The 16,897-nt window shown below is 70.2% G+C and carries 19 protein-coding genes; 7 read left to right on the plus strand and 12 right to left on the minus strand.

Annotated elements, in window-relative coordinates:
• Window positions 1-20: 20 nt before the first annotated feature.
• The gene (locus tag ACZ32T_RS21995) at window positions 21-971 is read left to right on the plus strand and encodes a MerR family transcriptional regulator (RefSeq protein ID WP_467271091.1); all 951 of its coding nucleotides are present in this window, start codon (window positions 21-23) and stop codon (window positions 969-971) included.
• Between the two features lie 29 nt (window positions 972-1,000).
• On the opposite strand, the gene ACZ32T_RS22000 is transcribed toward ACZ32T_RS21995, so the two are convergent.
• Complete coding sequence (locus ACZ32T_RS22000; RefSeq protein WP_467368483.1) at window positions 1,001-1,594, minus strand: short chain dehydrogenase; 594 nt, start codon at window positions 1,592-1,594, stop codon at window positions 1,001-1,003.
• A 119-nt stretch (window positions 1,595-1,713) separates the two neighbouring features.
• On the minus strand, window positions 1,714-2,142 hold the full coding sequence (locus ACZ32T_RS22005; RefSeq protein ID WP_467271087.1) for a hypothetical protein: 429 nt from the start codon (window positions 2,140-2,142) through the stop codon (window positions 1,714-1,716).
• Between the two features lie 156 nt (window positions 2,143-2,298).
• On the opposite strand from ACZ32T_RS22005, the gene ACZ32T_RS22010 reads away from it, so the two are divergent.
• Window positions 2,299-2,586: a DUF4190 domain-containing protein gene (locus ACZ32T_RS22010; RefSeq protein WP_467368485.1), complete on the plus strand. Its 288-nt coding sequence runs from the start codon at window positions 2,299-2,301 to the stop codon at window positions 2,584-2,586.
• A gap of 26 nt (window positions 2,587-2,612) precedes the next feature.
• Here ACZ32T_RS22010 and ACZ32T_RS22015 read toward each other — a convergent pair whose 3' ends face one another.
• Window positions 2,613-3,824, minus strand: coding sequence for a phospholipase D-like domain-containing protein (locus ACZ32T_RS22015; protein ID WP_467271083.1), 1,212 nt, complete (start codon window positions 3,822-3,824; stop codon window positions 2,613-2,615).
• Between the two features lie 183 nt (window positions 3,825-4,007).
• On the opposite strand from ACZ32T_RS22015, the gene ACZ32T_RS22020 reads away from it, so the two are divergent.
• Window positions 4,008-5,183 (plus strand): epoxide hydrolase family protein, encoded by a 1,176-nt coding sequence (locus ACZ32T_RS22020; RefSeq protein ID WP_467368487.1) that lies wholly within the window; start codon window positions 4,008-4,010, stop codon window positions 5,181-5,183.
• A 98-nt stretch (window positions 5,184-5,281) separates the two neighbouring features.
• Here the strand turns inward: ACZ32T_RS22020 and ACZ32T_RS22025 are convergent, their stop codons facing one another.
• The 5 genes from ACZ32T_RS22025 to ACZ32T_RS22045 all read right to left on the minus strand — a co-directional run bounded on the left by ACZ32T_RS22025 (window position 5,282) and on the right by ACZ32T_RS22045 (window position 9,517).
• A complete protein-coding gene (locus ACZ32T_RS22025; RefSeq protein WP_467368489.1) occupies window positions 5,282-5,881 on the minus strand; it encodes a flavodoxin family protein in 600 nt (199 codons plus the stop codon).
• A gap of 133 nt (window positions 5,882-6,014) precedes the next feature.
• Window positions 6,015-6,551: a cysteine hydrolase family protein gene (locus ACZ32T_RS22030; protein ID WP_467271077.1), complete on the minus strand. Its 537-nt coding sequence runs from the start codon at window positions 6,549-6,551 to the stop codon at window positions 6,015-6,017.
• 128 nt (window positions 6,552-6,679) lie between these two features.
• The gene (locus tag ACZ32T_RS22035; protein WP_467368491.1) at window positions 6,680-7,051 is read right to left on the minus strand and encodes a VOC family protein; all 372 of its coding nucleotides are present in this window, start codon (window positions 7,049-7,051) and stop codon (window positions 6,680-6,682) included.
• A 51-nt stretch (window positions 7,052-7,102) separates the two neighbouring features.
• Window positions 7,103-8,590 carry an aminotransferase class I/II-fold pyridoxal phosphate-dependent enzyme gene (locus ACZ32T_RS22040; protein ID WP_467368493.1) on the minus strand — a complete coding sequence of 496 codons (1,488 nt, stop codon included), beginning with the start codon at window positions 8,588-8,590 and terminating at the stop codon, window positions 7,103-7,105.
• Window positions 8,591-8,629: 39 nt separating this feature from the next.
• Complete coding sequence (locus ACZ32T_RS22045; protein ID WP_467368495.1) at window positions 8,630-9,517, minus strand: SDR family oxidoreductase; 888 nt, start codon at window positions 9,515-9,517, stop codon at window positions 8,630-8,632.
• Window positions 9,518-9,670: 153 nt separating this feature from the next.
• Between ACZ32T_RS22045 and ACZ32T_RS22050 the strand changes: the two genes are divergently transcribed.
• Together ACZ32T_RS22050 and ACZ32T_RS22055 are read left to right on the plus strand one after the other, a co-directional pair.
• The gene (locus ACZ32T_RS22050) at window positions 9,671-10,576 is read left to right on the plus strand and encodes a metallophosphoesterase family protein (protein ID WP_467368498.1); all 906 of its coding nucleotides are present in this window, start codon (window positions 9,671-9,673) and stop codon (window positions 10,574-10,576) included.
• Complete coding sequence (locus ACZ32T_RS22055; RefSeq protein ID WP_467368500.1) at window positions 10,573-11,247, plus strand: 4'-phosphopantetheinyl transferase family protein; 675 nt, start codon at window positions 10,573-10,575, stop codon at window positions 11,245-11,247. The genes ACZ32T_RS22050 and ACZ32T_RS22055 overlap by 4 nt, the downstream gene beginning before the upstream one ends.
• A gap of 18 nt (window positions 11,248-11,265) precedes the next feature.
• Here ACZ32T_RS22055 and ACZ32T_RS22060 read toward each other — a convergent pair whose 3' ends face one another.
• Window positions 11,266-11,820 (minus strand): GNAT family N-acetyltransferase, encoded by a 555-nt coding sequence (locus ACZ32T_RS22060; protein WP_467368502.1) that lies wholly within the window; start codon window positions 11,818-11,820, stop codon window positions 11,266-11,268.
• 121 nt (window positions 11,821-11,941) lie between these two features.
• On the minus strand, window positions 11,942-12,319 hold the full coding sequence (locus ACZ32T_RS22065) for a tetratricopeptide repeat protein (RefSeq protein WP_467271063.1): 378 nt from the start codon (window positions 12,317-12,319) through the stop codon (window positions 11,942-11,944).
• Between the two features lie 120 nt (window positions 12,320-12,439).
• Here ACZ32T_RS22065 and ACZ32T_RS22070 point away from each other — a divergent pair, with 120 nt between their 5' ends.
• Entirely contained in the window at window positions 12,440-13,405 is a 966-nt protein-coding gene (locus ACZ32T_RS22070; protein WP_467271061.1) for a pirin family protein, read from the plus strand.
• A 58-nt stretch (window positions 13,406-13,463) separates the two neighbouring features.
• Window positions 13,464-13,769 carry a hypothetical protein gene (locus ACZ32T_RS22075; protein ID WP_467368504.1) on the plus strand — a complete coding sequence of 102 codons (306 nt, stop codon included), beginning with the start codon at window positions 13,464-13,466 and terminating at the stop codon, window positions 13,767-13,769.
• Between the two features lie 235 nt (window positions 13,770-14,004).
• Here the strand turns inward: ACZ32T_RS22075 and ACZ32T_RS22080 are convergent, their stop codons facing one another.
• Entirely contained in the window at window positions 14,005-15,282 is a 1,278-nt protein-coding gene (locus ACZ32T_RS22080; protein ID WP_467368506.1) for an alpha-L-fucosidase, read from the minus strand.
• Window positions 15,283-15,519: 237 nt separating this feature from the next.
• Window positions 15,520-16,713 carry an FUSC family protein gene (locus ACZ32T_RS22085; RefSeq protein ID WP_467271055.1) on the minus strand — a complete coding sequence of 398 codons (1,194 nt, stop codon included), beginning with the start codon at window positions 16,711-16,713 and terminating at the stop codon, window positions 15,520-15,522.
• Between the last annotated feature and the right edge of the window lie 184 nt (window positions 16,714-16,897).

Consider the following 16,897-nt stretch of genomic DNA (forward strand, 5'->3'; position numbering starts at 1 on the left):
TCCCCCTGAGGGAGGTTCAAGTGTTCGCGTCGTACGACGGACTGTGCGGCATCGGTGAACTCGCCGAGCGGGCGGGAGTCAGCGTCAAGACGGTCCGCTTCTACTCCGACAGCGGCCTGCTGCCCGAGGCGGCCCGCAGCGCCGGTGGTCACCGCAGGTACGGGCCCGGCGCCCTCGATCGGCTACGGATGATCCGCTCCCTGCGCACCATGGACCTGCCGGTCTCCGCGGTGCGCCGGATTCTGGACGAGGAGGGGACCGCGGGACGTGCGGGCGGAGCCCTGGAGGACGCCGTGGCGCGGCAGCTGCGCGAACTGGGCTCCCAGCTGCGGGCGCTGCGCTGGCGGGAGGCGGCGCTCCGCTCCGTGCAGGAGTGCCCGGCGGCCGAACGCCCGGGCCGGCTGCGTCTGATCGGCGCGGTGACCGCCCCGCCGGACACCGCGCCCCTGGCCCGCTTCTGGCGCGGCTGGCTGCCGCCGCGCATGCCGGCCAAGGCCGTCACCTCGTTTCTGGAGGTCGCGGTCCCGCAGCCACCCGAGGACCCCGGTCCGGCGCAGGTGCTCGCCTTCGCCCGGCTGTACGCGATGGTGTCCCGCCCGTGCGAGGGCGACGAGCCGACCCAGCCCCACGCGCACAGAGCCGCGGGAGCCCGTGAGTCGGCCGTGCTGTACGCGGGCCTGGCCGAGGCGTACGACCTCGCGGCCACCGAGATGCGCCAGGACAGGGCGCCCTGCGCGGGGGAGGCGCTGGACGGCTTCGTGGACGCGTACGCGAGCGCCCTGAACACGGCGGACACCCCCGGCTTCCGCGACGCTCTCGCCCGCCGGCTCGCAGCCGACCCTCGACTCGACCGTTACTGGGAACTGACGGCCGAGGTGGTCAGCCCGCCGGCAGGCCGGCCCGAGCCGACGCCGGGGTCCGCGCACGACTGGCTTCTCGCCGCCCTGGAAGCCCGGTCGGAAACCGCGTGACCGTCCAGGACCGTCACGCGGGCCCCGGTTCACGGACGTACGGTCAGGCCCTGCGCTGTCCCTTCCACGACCGCCACATAGGCGCGGGCGACCTCGGAGACCGGAGTGCCGTCCGTGCCGTCCGCCCCCATGCTCTCCAGGGTCTCCTTGACCCAGCCGGGGCTGATGAGATTGAGACGCAGATTCCGCGGCAGCTCAGGAGCAGCGTTGCGGACGAAACCCTCCAGACCGGTATTGACGAGCGCACCCAGCGAGCCGCCGGTCAACGGGGCGGAGAAGGTGCCTCCGGTCAGCGTGACAGACCCGCCGTCCCGCAGGTGGCGTACGGCACGCCGTACGAGTGCGACCTGGCCCAGCAGCTTGCCCCGTACCCCATCGGCGATCTCCGTATCGGTCACCGAGGCCAGATCCACCAGCGGACCCCCGGCGGCGCAGCACACCACCGCGTCGAGGTCCTGCACCTCGCCGAAGAGCGCGTCCAGCGAGGAGGGAACCTCCAGGTCGACCTTCGACGGGCCGCCCCGGGACGCCTTGACGACCTGATGAGAGGCGTGAGAAGTCTCCAACGCTTCGGCGACGGCTTTGCCGATCGTCCCGGTCGCACCGATCACGAGTATCTTCATGCCACCGATCATGTCAGTGAGGCATGCTCAGCCGCCCTGATATTCCCAGGGGGCCGACGGCAGTGAGCCGCCGGGGCGGACACACAGGCCGCCCCGGCGTCCGTCCCGCACGCTTCGTGTCACTGCGGCCGTCCCAGCGCCCAGCCCGACACGTCGGCGAGACGCCCCCGCCAGAGGGGCAGCCGCAGGGATCCTGTGCCGCCGAGGACCAAGGTGGCGTCTCTGAGATGGATCCAGCGCGGCAGCTGGGTGGTGCCGTCACCGGTGCTCAGCTCCCTGATCCCCTGGTCCACCGTCTCGGGGAACTCCGCTATGAGGTTCGCGCCCTCGCCCTCGACCTGACGGAGACTCCGCGCCCAGTCCGCCTTCCACGCCTCGTGGCCGATCACGTCCCCGTGGAGCACGCCACCGGTCAGGGTGAGGGTGATCGGCAGGCCGGACCGCGTCTCTCTGTCCAGCAGCTGGATCAGCAGCTGGAGCTGCAGATCGGGCACCGGCTCCGTCATCACCGCGGTCGTCTCCGGCCGTGTCTCGACAGACTCGCTCATGGACCACTCCCTTCACCTGCCAAGCGGCAGGTGACAGCCCGTATGCCCCCGGCGCCAGCCGTCACACCCCGGGGAAGCGAGTGATTGGGGCATGGGAAGAGGGGCACCCGCACTTCACCGTAAGCACACAGCACGAGGAACCGACGGGAGAGAGTGATGTCGCACTACGACAGTTCGTCCATGGCCACTCCCAGGTCCGGGACCAACGGTCTCGCTGTCGCGAGTCTGGTCTGCGGAATCGTGGGGCTCGTCTTCTTCAGCGTGATCCTCGGCCCGGTCGCCATCGTTCTCGGGGCCTTCGGCCTGCGTCAGGTGCCCGCGAAGGGCGGTGCGGGGATGGCGAAGGCCGGACTCGTCCTCGGCGTCATCGACGTGATCCTCTTCGTCGTCCTGATGGCCGTGGCCGCCTCGTCCGGCGGCTTCAGCTCGTACGTCGGCGGCTGACCGGCCGCACGCGAGGTACGGACGCGTCACAGCCACCGGCGGATCGGCAGCACCGCGGCCTCCCGGATCCTCTGCGCGGGTGAGCGGCGCTTCCACCGAGCGCCGTCGATCAGCGTGCTCCGCTCCACGTCCTCATCGAAGTGACCGTCGAGCGTCGCGGTGAACTCCCTGTCCAGGACGGCGAGCATCACCTCTTCGTCGTGGTCGAGAGAGCGGCGGTTGAAGTTCGTCGACCCGATCAGTGAGGCGATGCCGTCCACCGTCAGCGTCTTGGTGTGGAGCATGGTCGGCTGATACTGGTAGATCTTCACACCGCAGGCGTTGAGCTCCTCGTAGTGGTGCTGCCCGGCCAGCCTGCACACCCGCTTGTCCGTGTGCGGCCCGGGGAGCAGGATCTCCACCTCGACGCCCCGGCGGGCCGCGTCGCAGAGCACCCCGATGAAGTACGGGTCGGGCGCGAAGTACGCCGTGGAGAGCCGGACCCGCTCCTCGGCCGACTCCAGTACGACGCGCAGCAGGGTCTGCATGTCCTGCCAGCCGAAGCCGGCGGAGCCGCGCACCACCTGGACCACGGAGTCGCCGTGATCCGCGGCGTCGACGAACCTGTCCCGGTCGGTGAACAGCTCGTCGTGGCACTCCGCCCAGTTCTGCGCGAACGCGGCGGCCAGTCCGTCCACCGCCGGACCCTGCACCCGAACGTGGGTGTCGCGCCACTCCGTCTCGTCACGCGCGTCGCCGCACCATTCCTCGGCTATCCCGACCCCGCCGGTGAACGCCGTCTGTTCGTCCGTGATGAGGACCTTGCGGTGGCAGCGGTGGTTCTGCTTGAGCGGCGAGAGATACAACGGCTTGCGGAACCACGCCACCTCCACCCCGGCCTCGTCCATCATCGCCAGCTGGTCCTTCTCGATGAGCCGGCAGCCGAACCCGTCCAGCAGGAGCCGCACCCGCACCCCGGCGCGAGCCCGCTCCGACAACGCCTCGGCGAACTCGCGGGCGATGTCCCCGCGCCAGTACACGAACGTCATCATGTCCACGGTGTGTTCCGCACCACGGATGGACTCCAGCATCGAAGCGAAGATCTGGTCCCCGTTGCGGAGCGGCACGAGCTTGTTGCCCTCGGTCGCGGCGATGCCGATCAGACGTTCCAGCCGCCGCCGGAGCCGTTGCGCCCGCGCGGCGTAGAGGTCGGCGTCGGATCTGTCGTGCGGGGACCGCATGTCTATGTGGCTGGACATCTCTCACCTGATGGACCTGGGGCTACTGGGCAGGGCGACTGTACTCCTGGCGTCGGCGCACTCCGGTACGGCCCGCTGAGGTGCGGCCGCCGGCGGGCCGGTGAACGGCCCCCGGACCGACGTGCCGCGGAACACTTCCGGCTTCCGGGCCACGGGTGCGGCGCGGCCTTCTAGGATGCGTCCATGCCGGAAGCCCAGCCCCGCCCCGAGCCGTTCGTCCAGCAGACCGACCCCGCCGCGCTCGAAGACCTGCGCACACGGCTCCGCGCGACGCGCTGGCCCGACGCGCCCGAGGACGCCGGGTGGTCGCTGGGGACCGATCTGGCCTACCTCCGTGAACTCGTCGCCTACTGGGCGGAGGACTTCGACTGGCCGGCGCAGGAGGCGGCGCTCGCCCGGCTCCCCCGCTTCCGCGTTCCGCTGGGCGGCCTCGGGATCCACTTCGTGCACGCCAGGGCCGCCGCCCCTCCCGGGCAGGCGCTGCCGCTGGTCCTCAGCCATGGATGGCCGGACTCGTTCTGGCGCTACTCCAAGGTCGTCCCCCTCCTCACCGACCCGGGCGCGCACGGCGCGGACCCGGCCGACGCGTTCGACGTGGTAGTGCCCGACATTCCCGGCTTCGGGTACTCCGACCGGCCCGTCGGGGCTCCCCTCGACTCGATCGCCGTGGCCGGCCTCTGGGCCGAGCTCATGACCGTCCTCGGCTACGAGCGGTTCGGTGCGGCGGGCGGGGACCTCGGCAGTCACGTGAGCCGCTTCCTGGCCCTGGACCACCCCTCCCGGGTCGTGGCCGTCCACCGTACGGACGGCGGGCTGCCGAGGTTCACCGGCGACCCGGCGGACCTCGCTCCGGAGGAGCGGGCCTGGATCGAGTCCGCCACCGCCTGGGGCGGCGCCGAGGGCGCCTACGCCGCGATCCACCGGACGAAGCCCCAGACAGCGGCCTTCGGACTCCACGACTCACCGGCCGGGCTCGCGGCCTGGATCCTGGAGAAGCTCCGGGCCTGGAGCGACTGCGGCGGTGACGTCGAGCGGAGCTTCACGAAGGACGAGATCCTGACGAACATCACGCTCTACTGGCTGACCGGCACGATCGGGTCGTCCATGCGCATGTACCACGCGAACGCCGCCGTCCCGCCCGCACAGTACGCACGGAGGGTCGAGGTGCCGTCCGGCTTCTCGATCTTCTCCGGTGACGTCGTCCGCCCGCCACGGGCGTGGCTCGAACGCACGACGAACATGGTGCGCATGACCGAACCCGCGCGTGGCGGACACTTCGCTCCGTTCGAGGAGCCCGAGAGCTACGCGGAGGAGCTCCGCGCCTTCTTCCGCCCCTACCGCACGGCGGCGAGGGCCTGAGGGCACCGCCGTGGAACGCCTCGTGAGTCCGGATCCCTTCACCGCGCCCGCCCTCCTCGACGAGGTGCGGCCGCCTTGACCACCGGACCGCGAAGCGGTCAGGAGGCGGGGTACGGGCTGTCGGCCAGCAGCCGTGCCAGATGAGCCGCGTTGACGGCAAGGGCGCGAGTCGTCGACGCGACCGCCTCGGGGGGACCGTCGAGGTCCTTGTAGTCCGTGCCCTGCATGGCCTCGCCGACCCAGTAGGTGACGGCATGCGGAGCCAGGGAGAATCCCAGGTCGTTGAGGCCCTGGAACAGATCGGAGCTCACCTTGTGCGCTCCGTCCTCGTTGCCCACCACCGCTGCGGCGGCGACCTTGCCGTAGGTCAGCAGTCGTCCCTGGTCGTCGGTCTCGGACAGTTCGGCGTCCAGCCGTTCCAGGACGCGCTGGCAGACGCTGGACGGATGACCGAGCCAGATGGGGGTGGCGATGAGGAGGATGTCGGCAGCCATGACCTTCTCGCGCAAGGCGGGCCAGGCGTCGCCGTCGCCCATGTCGAGCTGCACTCCCGGCCGGATGTCGTGGTCGGCGACACGGACCACCTCGCCGCTCACCCCGAGGCTCTCGAACTCGGCCATCACCTGGTCGGCGATGAGGTGGCTGCTGGAGGGAGTGGGCGAGGAGTTCAGGGTGCAGACGAAAGCCAGAGCACGCATTACTGGAAACACTCCTTCGGGTGGGATGTGCACGTCGGGTTCGGCGCCACTGTGCCCTCCGCATGCCTGATCCATTCGGTGCGGCCGCAGAAATGCCCCGTACGGAACGAAGCCGTACCCGCGCGCGCCGGAATCAGAAAGCGACGTCCGCGGTCCTCCGGATCGTCGCGCCCATGTTGCGTTCCATCATCCGGAGGGCTGCTTCCGCCAGATCCGGATGGATGTGGGCCACGGCATCGTCGGGGATCGTCACGCCGAGGTGGCGGATATGGGCGTCGAGAGCGGAATACAGGACACACTGCTCGGTGACCTGACCGCAGAGGACCACACGGCCCACGTCCAGTTGCGACAGAAGGTAGGGGAGTGGCGTCTCGTAGAAGATCGAGTGCCTGGCCTTGACCACGAACAGCGAGTCGTCGTCCGGCAGCACGGGCTCCACCAGGTCGCTGTGCGGCCCCGACAGTGTCGTGTCGATGATCTCGCCGTGGTGGGACCGCCACTCCCCGAAATTGTCGTTCACGTAGATCACCGGCACACCCCCGTCGCGGGCGCGTTCGATGAGGTCCACGATGCGGGGGAGTGCCTCCCGTACGGAGGGAATGAGGATCTCCGCGTCCGGGTGGCTGTACGTGTTGAGCATGTCGATGACGATGAGGGCGCTTCGGCTCATGGTTCCTCATTCTGGGCGTGCCGTGCCGCGAGACGCGGCGGAGACACGGGCCTTCGGGTCGACGGGCTGTCCGCGGCCGGGGCGCGGGCCGCCGCTTCCCGCAGCGTCCGTCCGGACGCGCCCAGCCCTCACTGCCAGCAGAGACAGAACGGATGCCCCGCCGGATCGGTGTACACGCGGAACCGGCGCTCACCGCCCCGGTCGTCGAGATCCAGCGGCGTCGCGCCGAGGGCCAGGACCTCCTCCTGCGCCCGCTCGACATCCGCCACGTCGAAGTCCAGGTGGGCCTGCTGCGAGTTGCGGTCTCCTCTGGGCCACTCCGGCGGCCGGTGGCCGGCCGCCCTCTGGAACGCGATGCGGGCGCCGCCGGGGACGCGCAGGTCGTACCAGTCGTCGTCGTACTTCGTGATCTCACCGCCCAGGAGGCCCTGGTAGAAGCCGGCCAGCGACCAGGGGTCGCGGCAGTCGAGCGCGACCAGGGTGTACGTGGCGATGGGCATGTCTCCGGTCCTTTCCGTCGGGTCGCGCGTTCACCTCCGTGGCCCGTGCCGTCACGTCCCGGGGGCCGCACCGTCCGCGCAGACACGCACCGTCCGCAAGGTCGGATCGGCCGGGTCGGGCACGTTCATTCCGGCCTCGATACCCGACCGCAGATACCGGAGCAGCGGCTCGGTGAGCCGTTCGCCCGGGAGGACGGTGGGGATGCCGGGCGGGTACGGGGTCATCATCTCCGCGGCGACGCGTCCTACGGCCTCCTCCACCGGTACGTCCTCGGTGGCGGCGAAGTAGGCGTCCCGAGGCAGACACACCTGGTCCGGGCGCAGTTCGTCCGGTCCCGGGATCTCCACCGCGGGCGCCGGCTCGAGAGTGCGGGCCTGCCTGGACAGGTCGCGCAGGGCCTCCAGCAGGCGGCCGGCGGTGGACTCGTCGTCGGCGTGGGTGAACTGGGCGCTGATCCGGCGGTGGTCGACGATGTGTGTGTCGATCCGGTGGTGTGTACGGAGCCAGTCGGCTGCCCGGTATCCGTTGGTCGCCAGTTCACTGATGTCGATGATCACGGGGAGTGGATCGAACTCGGCGGCCCTTCCCGGCCCGCAGAAGTCGTCGCGGTCGTTCACATGCATCCCGTCGATCTTCTCGATCCGCTCCCGGACGTCTCCGGCCAGAGCGAGCGCGCGGGACAGCAGGTCATGTCCCTCCAGGACCATCTGCCGCCGCCAGCCGTCGATGCCCGCGTACAGCAGGACGGACGGGCTGGTGGTGCCGAGCAGGTCGGCACGCGAGGCCAGCGTGTCGTGGTCGACGAGGTCGCCCTGGAGGTGGAAGACCGAGCCCTGCTCCAGTCCGCTGCCCATCTTGTGGATGCTGGTGACGCAGACATCGGCTCCGGCGTCCATGGCCCAGGAGGGCAGGTCCGGGTGGAAAGGAAGATGTGCGCCCCACGCCTCGTCGACGATGAGGGGCCTGGACCGGCGGTGGCACACCTCGGCGATGGCAACCAGGTCCGCGGCGGACCCGTACGGGGTGGGGCTGGTGACCAGGGCACCACAGGCATCCGGATGTTGTTCGAACGCCTGCTCGAAGGTTTCCGCCGACGGTGCGTGGGCGAGGTGCCGTTCGGTGTCCCACTGCGGTTCCACCCATACGGGATCGATGCCGGAGAGGATCAGCCCCGCGACGACGGACTTGTGGGCGTCGCGGCCGACCAGGAGCTTCCGGTGCGGGGCGGCCACGCTGAGCATCGCGGCCTTCACCGACAGGGAGCTGCCACAGGTGGAGAAGAAGGTGTGCTCGGCGTGCACGGCGTCGGCCATCAGCTGCTCGGCACGCTGCAGGACGTTGGAGGTCTGGCGACGGTCGTCCAGGCCCCCGGACGCGAGCACGTCCCCGAAGAACACCGCGTCTCCGAGAACGGCACGCACGGCCGGAGCGGCCCCGCGTGCCTGCTTGTGGCCCGGCGGGGAGAAGGCCAGCCGGCCCTTCTCCTTGTAGGCCGCCAGCGCGTCGAGAACGGGTGCTTCATGATGGTTTGCACGCATGAACAACGCCTTCCCTCGGTTCCGTCGGAACAATCACCGTCAGGGCAGTGGCGTGCCGCCGGTCGCGTTCATGATCTCGCCGGTGATGAACGACGCGTTCGAGGAGGCGAGGAAGACGTAGGCCGGCGCCATCTCGGCAGGCTGCGCCGGCCGTCCCAGAGGGCTCTGCTTCCCGAACTCCGTCGTGTCGGGCATGGTCGCGGGGATGAGGGGCGTCCAGACCGGCCCGGGGGCGACGGCGTTGACGCGGATCCCGTCTGACGCCAGCATCTGGGCGAGCCCCTGGGTGAAGGTGACGATGGCGCCCTTGGTCATGGCGTAGTCCAGCAGGTGGGGGCTGGGCTTGTAGGCCTGTACCGAGGTGGTGTTGATGATCGAACCCCCGGCCGGGATGTGCGCCAGCGCGGTCTTGCACAGCCAGAACATCCCGTACAGGTTGGTACGCACCACACGGTCGAACTGCTCGGTCGAGATGGCGGCGATGCCCTCGGGCTGAGACATCTGGTAGGCGGCGTTGTTCACCAGGACGTCGATCCGGCCGAACTCCGACACGGCCCGCTCGATGAGGGCCCGGCACTGCTTCTCGTCCCGGATGTCGCACGCCACGGCCACCGCCCTCCGGCCGGCCTCCTCCACGAGCCGGGACGTCTCCTCCGCCTCGTTCTTCTCGGCGGGCAGATACGTGAACAGCACGTCCGCCCCTTCCCGCGCGAAGGCCAGGGCCACAGCCCGGCCGATGCCGGAATCACCGCCGGTGACGACCGTCCTGCGGTCGAGCAGGAGGCCATGGCCCTCGTACGAGTCCTCCCCGTGGTCCGGTGTCGGATCCATCGCGCCGGTCCGGCCCGGATGTTCCTGTTCCTGCTGGGGGAAATCCGGCTGCGGATGGCTCCGGGTCGGGTCCTGCGGCTGTTCGGCGTCGGTCACTGCGTCTGCCTCTCTCCATCGACGGCTACGGAGGTGCTGCCTTGTGCCGCCGCGTTCCCCGGAGGCAGCGGGTCAATCATCCCGGCCGGACGGACAGCAGGCATGTCGGGCGGAGTGGCCTCGCCGGAACCGCGGAGACGGTAAATTCGAACAATGAGTTCCAGCACCGAGTCGGCCCCTCTCCCCTCCGGAGGCGGCGGGCGGCTTCTCGCGGTCAGCGATCTGCACGTCGGGATCGCCGACAACCGGCCCGTCGCCGACCGGTTGCACCCGACGTCCGACGAGGACTGGCTCATCGTCGCGGGTGATGTCGCCGAACAGGCGGAGGAGGTCGAACGCGCGCTGGAGCTGCTCGCGCACCGGTTCGCCCATGTGGTGTGGACTCCCGGGAACCACGAGCTGTGGACCGTGGACAAGGACCCCGTCCGGCTGCGTGGCCGGGCGCGCTACGAGCACCTCGTCCAGGTGTGCCGCGAGCTCGGCGTGACCACACCCGAGGACCCCTACCCCCTGTGGCAGGGCACCGGCGGGCCCGTGGCGGTGGCCCCCGTCTTCCTGCTCTACGACTACTCCTTCAGGGCTCCGGGGACGACGACCAAGGAGGAGTCCCTGGCCCGCGCCCATGAGGCGGGCGTGGTCTGCACCGACGAATACCTGCTGCACCCCGACCCCTATCCGGCCCGCGACGACTGGTGCCGGGCACGGGTGGCAGTGACCGAGCGGCGGCTGGCCGCGCAGGACCCTGACGTACCGCTGGTCATCGCGGGACACTGGCCTCTGCTGCGGGAACCCACCTCCGTGATGTGGTACCCGGAGTTCGCCCAGTGGTGCGGAACGGAGCTCACCGCCGACTGGCACCGGCGCTTCAACGTCGCGGCCGTCGTCTACGGGCACCTCCACATCCCCCGGACGACCTGGCACGACGGTGTGCGGTTCGAGGAGGTCTCGATCGGCTACCCCAGGGAGTGGCGGAAGCGGGGCCACCCGCGGGGTTTGCTGCGGCAGATCCTTCCGTACGAGGGAGAAGGGTCCACGGCCGTGAGGGGCGACACCCAGTGATCGAACGGCTCCTTCCCTCGTACGTCGCGTGCGCGGACACCCACGACGCGGACGCGCCGGCGGGCAGCCTGTATCCGGAGGAGGCGCGGCTGGTGGCCGCGAGTGTGGAGCGGCGACGGCACGAGTTCGCGGCCGTCCGCGCCTGCGCGCGACGCGCCATGGCCGTCCTGGGGCTGCCTCCGGCCCCGGTGCTGACCGGCCATCGCGGGGTGCCGTTGTGGCCGGACGGGATCGTCGGCAGCATGACGCACTGTGTGGGTTACCGCGCGGCGGTACTGGCAAGGGCGTCCGACGTACGGGCGGTCGGCATCGACGCCGAGCCCGACGAGCCTCTTCCGCCCGGTGTGTGGGAGGTGATCTCACTGCCTTCGGAACGGGCGAGGCTGCCCCTGGACACGGCGGACAGCCCGGAGATCCACTGGGACCGGCTGCTGTTCAGCGCCAAGGAGAGCGTCTTCAAGACGTGGTTCCCGCTCACCCGGATCGAACTCGGCTTCGACGAGGCGGACATCAGCTTCCGGGTGAGCGCGGACAACGCCGGCGAAGGCACGTTCGTCGCGAACCTCCTGCTGACAGCGCCCGGGATGCCGAGGTCGTACGAGGGCAGGTGGCTGATCGCCGACGGCTTCATGGTGACCGCGATCGTGCTGCCGGAGATTCCTTCCGGGTGAAGCCGGGCGCGTCCCTTCTCACCGGGCCGCACCGTCGGGTCGAGGCACGCCGTCCCCCGCGCGAGTGCCGGGCCGGTCGACGCGGTAGTGCTTCAGCCGGTCGTCCACCGCGACCAGTCGCATGCCGACCGATGCCATGACGTGATGGGATCCGACGTTGTCCAGACCGGCGTCGCCCTTCACGGAACGAACCCCTTGGGAGCGGGCGAGAACAAGCAGCGCCCGGAGTGCCTCGGAGGCGTAACCGCGGCCGCGTTCCGAGCTGACGAGGCCGTATCCGATGGTGACCTGGCCTGCGGCGTCCGGTCTGCCGTGGAAGGCCACACCGCCGAGCGCCGTACCGTCCGTACGGCGTCGTATCTCGTACGGGCCGAAGGGCTGTGGATCCCCGGTGCTCGCGCAGGCCGCCAGGAAGCGGCGGGCACCTGCCCGGTCGCCCTCGTCGGGGTAACCGGGCGCCCACCGTGCTCCGTCCGGCGGGGTGTGCGTGTCGGCGGCCTCCAGCACCGCTGCCCGCGCGGGTGTCAGCGGGTGCAGGGCGAGGCGGGTGGTCATGAGGATGTCCGGGTCCATGACGCCTGACTATCAGTGACCGGAAGGCGGGGGCATCCGAATATTCGTTGCCGGCGGGGACGTAGCGACGCTGCCGACATCGCTACGACCCCCGGTCACCCACCGTTACGGGCTCAGTCTGTCACCCCTGGTTCGGCTGCTCCCGCTCAAGGAGCTCGGGTCCGAGGTCCCCGGTCATCGCGTGAGCCATCCGGAGATGGGGGGCCGCCTCGGCGTGCCGGCCCTGACGTTCGAGGGTGCGCCCGAGCATCAGCCGCGCATAGTCCTCGACAGGACTGCGCTCCAGCACCTCGCGCAGCTCGGCCTCGGCCTTGGCGAGCCTGGCCGAGTGGTAGTAGGAGCGCGCCAGCAGCAGCCGCGGCGCCACCTGCTCCGGCACCTCCCGCACCAGCCCGCCGAGGATGCGGGCCGCGGTCAGGTACTCCTTCGCCTCGAAGAACAGCTGGGCCCGGTCCCAGCGGTCGGCCGGCGTACCGAACTCGTAGTAGGTGTCGTCCACTTCTCCTCCTCGGCCATGATGTCTTCAGCCCTCTCAACACCGACAGGTGGTTGAACATTCCACTAAATCATCCGCGTGGGGAGCGGCACTCCAGGGCCGTACGGCAATAGGTTGTGCGCCATGAGCAATCTCGATCGTCAGGCCGCTCTCTCCGTCTGTGGAGGACGCGGGTTCGTCGTCGCCGAACCCGTACGTGAACTCCTCGCCCCGCGCCGTGTCCAGCTCGGCGAATCCACCGAGGTGCGCAGACTGCTGCCGAATCTGGGACGCCGCATGGTCGGCGCCTGGGCGTTCGTGGATCACTACGGCCCCGACGACATCGCCGACGAGCCCGGGATGCAGGTGCCGCCGCACCCCCACATGGGGCTGCAGACGGTCAGCTGGCTGCACGAGGGGGAGGTGCTGCACCGGGACAGCCTGGGCAGCCTCCAGCAGATCCGGCCGCGGGAGCTGGGCCTGATGACCTCCGGCAGGGCCATCAGCCACTCCGAGGAGAGCCCCGACCCACACGCCAGGTTTCTGCACGGTGCCCAGCTCTGGGTGGCCCTCCCCGCCGCCGACCGGCATGTCGAGCCGCACTTCCAGCACCACATCGACCTGCCCGCCGTAAAGGCGCCGGGAGTCACCGCCACCGTGATCCTGGGCGAACTCGACGGAGCCGTATCGCCCGGTCGCTCCTACACCCCGATCGTCGGGGCCGATCTGGCCCTGACCGCAGGCGCGGAAGCCCGGCTGCCGCTCGACCCCGACTTCGAGTACGCCGTGCTGTCGATGTCCGGCGAGGCGCATGTCGACGGCGTCCCGGTCCTTCCGGGGTCGATGCTCTACCTGGGCTGCGGCCGCACCGAACTGCCGCTGCGCGCCGAGTCCGATGCCGGACTGATGCTCCTCGGCGGTGAGCCGTTCGAGGAGGAGATCGTCATGTGGTGGAACTTCGTGGCCAGAACACAGGACGAGATCAGGCAGGCCCGGGAGGACTGGATGAACGGTGATCGGTTCGGCGCCGTACGTGGCTGTGACGGCCCGCCACTCCCGGCTCCCGCACTGCCCGATGTGCCCCTGAAGCCGCGTGGACGCGTGCGCTGAGCGCAGAAACGCCGAAAGTTCCCCGTCCCTGACCGGACCGTCGGATGTGCAGTGGGCTATGGACGTCCTGCTCCACGGGGCCATCGCCGCCACCCGGGCCGTGCTCCCCGCGATGCGAGAGGCCGGCACGGACACCTTTCTCTACACCAACGGCGCCGGCTCGGCCGACCCCGTCCCGATGTTCGGCAACCTCAACGCCGCCCAGGCCGCGCTGCGCAACTGGGTTCTCGGCCTGCACAAGGAACTGGCCGAAACAGGGGTCCAGGCCGCACACATCGCCATCGGCGGGTGGGTAAGCCTGGAGATCGAAGAGCAGGTTCAGCGATGCAGGCAGAGCTCCAGGCCGCCAGAAGAAGATCTCTGAGCGTGGTCGGTGCCACCGTCGCCTCTACGGCTGCTTTGCTCGTCGCAGTGGAAGGATCGGTGAGGGAACGCGTGCTGTCGCGGACGCTGAAATCATCGACGTAGCCGCCCTGCCGGACGATCTACGCCCCGGAGTGTCGCCCACGCCCGGCGTGAGGCCTCCGAGAGCCGGACACAGCAGATCCTTGACATGCGGTCTCGGGACGGCGGTCCACCGCCCGCCGCCCGACACCGCTTCAGGTACGGCCCGAGCCATGGTAGACGTCGAGTTCGCCGTCGAGTTCCAGCGCGAGCACGGTCGCGTACGCGTCGACGTCCCGCGAGGCCGGCGCGTCGATCCAGGCGACACCCGGCACGTCGTGCAGACCGCCGACGACGTGGTGCGCCAGGGGTGAGCCGGTGCCGACCACCGACACCCGCGTCACGCGGCTGCGCAGCCCGCGCACGGCCACGTACTCGCGCGGCGGGTCGAAGCAGAACAGGTAGAGGGTGCGACGGTCGGCGGACAGCGTGCTCGGCCCGTAGTGGTGCCCGGCCGGCAGGCCCGCGACGGTCCCGTACACCGCTTCGCGGTGCGCCGCGATCCAGGCGCCGAGCCCTTCGAGGCGTGCCGCCTGCTCGTCCGGGACGGTGCCGTCCTCACGTGGGCCGACCCCGAGCAGCAGATTGCCGCCCGTCCCGATCGTCTCCGCGAAGTACCGCACCAGCTGCCGCACCGACTTGTGGTTCGTGTCGCCGGGCTGGAACCCCCAGGAGTCGTTCACCGTCAGGCAGAGCTCCCAGGGGCCGTCAGGAGCGCGCAGGGGCACCCCTTGTTCCGGGGTGGCATAGTCCCCGTGGCCGATCAGCCGCGCGTTGCACACCGTGTCCGGATTGGCACCGAGTACGCGGGCGGCGAGACCGGCCGTGCCCCACTGCTCCTCGGCACGTTCCCACTCGCCGTCGAACCAGAGGAGATCCGGGCGGTACCGGTCGACGAGCTCGCCGACCTGGCCGTCACGGTAGGCGAGATAGCGGGCCCAGGCCTCCGGGTCCTCCACCCCGCCCCGGGGCGCGGCCCAGCGGCTGGTCAGCACGTCCGCGTGGGTGGGGGAGGGGTGCGGGTGCAGGACGCTCGCGTAGTCGGGGTGGTTCCAGTCGGAGTGGGAGTAGTACAGGCCCACCCTGAGACCTCGCTCGCGCAGCGCCGTGGCGTACGGTCCGACCAGATCACGTCCGGCGGGCGAGTGCCGGACGACGTCCAGGTCACCGAATCCGGTGTCCCACAGGGCCACCCCGTCATGGTGACGCGCCGTCAGGACCGCGTAGCGCGCCCCGGCACGCGCGAACAGGGCCGCCCAGCCGCGCGGGTCGTAGCGTGCGGCGGTGAAACCGCCGAGCTGCTTCATGTACTGCTCGTGCGAAACCTGTCCCGTGTAGAAGGCCCAGGACTCGGGTACCCCCTCGACGGCGTAGATGCCGTAGTGGACGAAGATTCCGAGCTTCGCGTCGGAGAACCAGGACTGCATGGGCATCGGGCAACACCTTTCTCGGTGCCGACCCGGGCGGCGCCGGGTCGGCACACCGTCCGTCGGCCCATTTTCCCCGCTGATGAGCGCAGGTGGGGCGGAAACGGATCGAAGCCGGGACGCTCGATCGGTCCCGGGCCGTTCTCCACAGCAGGACCGAGCGCTGCTCGGGCCGTGAGGGTGGTCGGGGAGGGGGCGCCACCGGGGCCCCTCGACGGCAGTCGCAGGAGCAGCGGCTCCACCTCAGTCCGCGTCCCTCGCGGCTTCGAGGAGGACGTCGCCGGTGTACCGGAATTCCTCCATCAGCCGCGTCGCCTCGACGACGAGGAGGCCGTACAGGGCGGAGGGATCGGCGAGGGATACGGACAGCCTGCGGGTTTCCTCGACCAGCTCGTCGCGGCGTGCTTCGGCCTCGTCGGCAAGGCGCTGCAGTCGTTTCGCCTGCGGGCGCAGGGTGGTCTCGTCCAGTGTCGTCAGCACCTCGGCGACCGCGGCGACGGACTTCAGGAATGCCGCGTAACGCTGGAGGAACGGCCGGTAGGCCTCGTCCTCCTCGCGGGTGCGGTCGAGACCGCGGGTGAGGGAGGCCATCTGGTACAGCGTGCGTTCGAGGGCGCCGAGCACAGCCTCATAGCCCTGGAAGCCCGGGTGCTTCCGGTAGGGGCGCAGCAGGCGGCGTGGGTTGAGCAGAGCGCTTTCCTTGGCTGTTCGGAGTCGCGACCGGGCCTGTCCGATCACGTCTTCGGTGCGTTCCGCGCGGGCTCGCCATCCTCCGGTGGTGTCCAGGTCCGGTACACCTTCGGCGAGGACGGGGTGTATGTCGGCGAGAAGGTCGTGGAGGGTGTGGGCGAGGTTGCGGATGCCGTACTCGGCGCTGCGATAGCGCAGCGGCGGGGCGACGAGGACGTTGACGGCTGTGCCGATCGCGCAGCCGACGAGAACGAGGACGACGATTTCTCCCAGCCGGTGGATGCGCTGGGCGTCTCCGGACGAAGAGGTGTAGGTGGAGAAGGCGAAGAAGGCGGCAGTGGCGACCTGCGGCCCCTGGACGCCCAGGACGTGCCAGCGGCCGATGGTGAGCGCGATGAGGGCGACGAGGACGAAGGTCAGCAGATCCGGCCCGGCGAGGAAACCGAGGGCGGCCTGCACGAGGACGCCCGCGACCACCGCGCCGACATAGCGCAGTGACTGCAGAACCGAGCGGTAGACGGTCACCTGCATGATCAGCACCGCCGAGAACGGGGCGAACGCCGGCGAGTGGGAGCCGAGGAGGTCGTACGCGATGAACCAGGCCAGGGTGGCGGCAAGCGCGCTCTTCCCGATCACCAGGAGCGTGTCGCGTTCGTCCCCGGAGTAGGACATGGCACGCCGCCACCACTGGGCCAGTTCGGCGAGCCTTCCCGTATCGGTCCGCGAGGTCGTCGTGCCAGGAGTCATGAACCGTCGTGTCCTTCGGCTTGCATAATTCTGCCGCGTGCCGGCCCGAGCCGAGCCGCCCGCTGTGTGCCTCCTGGAGCTCCCGGACCTGCCGTCCTCCGGGCCGGAGCCGGTTGTTCCGTTCGCCGGGCACACCGATCACGGGTGCCCGGCCTCGCGGATCTCACTCGTGTATGGCGTCCTC

The sequence above is a fragment of the Streptomyces sp. NPDC023573 genome (genome assembly GCF_055559735.1).

Bases quoted from the DNA above. Each gene is read 5' to 3' on its own strand.
- ACZ32T_RS22085 (WP_467271055.1), bottom strand. From the start codon at position 16,713: ATGACTCCTGGCACGACGACCTCGCGGACCGATACGGGAAGGCTCGCC.
- ACZ32T_RS22060 (WP_467368502.1), bottom strand. From the start codon at position 11,820: ATGGACCCGGACATCCTCATGACCACCCGCCTCGCCCTGCACCCGCTG.
- ACZ32T_RS22010 (WP_467368485.1), top strand. From the start codon at position 2,299: ATGTCGCACTACGACAGTTCGTCCATGGCCACTCCCAGGTCCGGGACC.
- ACZ32T_RS22050 (WP_467368498.1), top strand. From the start codon at position 9,671: ATGAGTTCCAGCACCGAGTCGGCCCCTCTCCCCTCCGGAGGCGGCGGG.
- ACZ32T_RS22005 (WP_467271087.1), bottom strand. From the start codon at position 2,142: ATGAGCGAGTCTGTCGAGACACGGCCGGAGACGACCGCGGTGATGACG.
- ACZ32T_RS22025 (WP_467368489.1), bottom strand. From the start codon at position 5,881: ATGCGTGCTCTGGCTTTCGTCTGCACCCTGAACTCCTCGCCCACTCCC.
- ACZ32T_RS22000 (WP_467368483.1), bottom strand. From the start codon at position 1,594: ATGAAGATACTCGTGATCGGTGCGACCGGGACGATCGGCAAAGCCGTC.
- ACZ32T_RS22080 (WP_467368506.1), bottom strand. From the start codon at position 15,282: ATGCCCATGCAGTCCTGGTTCTCCGACGCGAAGCTCGGAATCTTCGTC.
- ACZ32T_RS22075 (WP_467368504.1), top strand. From the start codon at position 13,464: ATGGACGTCCTGCTCCACGGGGCCATCGCCGCCACCCGGGCCGTGCTC.
- ACZ32T_RS22035 (WP_467368491.1), bottom strand. From the start codon at position 7,051: ATGCCCATCGCCACGTACACCCTGGTCGCGCTCGACTGCCGCGACCCC.
- ACZ32T_RS22040 (WP_467368493.1), bottom strand. From the start codon at position 8,590: ATGCGTGCAAACCATCATGAAGCACCCGTTCTCGACGCGCTGGCGGCC.
- ACZ32T_RS22070 (WP_467271061.1), top strand. From the start codon at position 12,440: ATGAGCAATCTCGATCGTCAGGCCGCTCTCTCCGTCTGTGGAGGACGC.
- ACZ32T_RS22030 (WP_467271077.1), bottom strand. From the start codon at position 6,551: ATGAGCCGAAGCGCCCTCATCGTCATCGACATGCTCAACACGTACAGC.
- ACZ32T_RS22020 (WP_467368487.1), top strand. From the start codon at position 4,008: ATGCCGGAAGCCCAGCCCCGCCCCGAGCCGTTCGTCCAGCAGACCGAC.
- ACZ32T_RS22015 (WP_467271083.1), bottom strand. From the start codon at position 3,824: ATGTCCAGCCACATAGACATGCGGTCCCCGCACGACAGATCCGACGCC.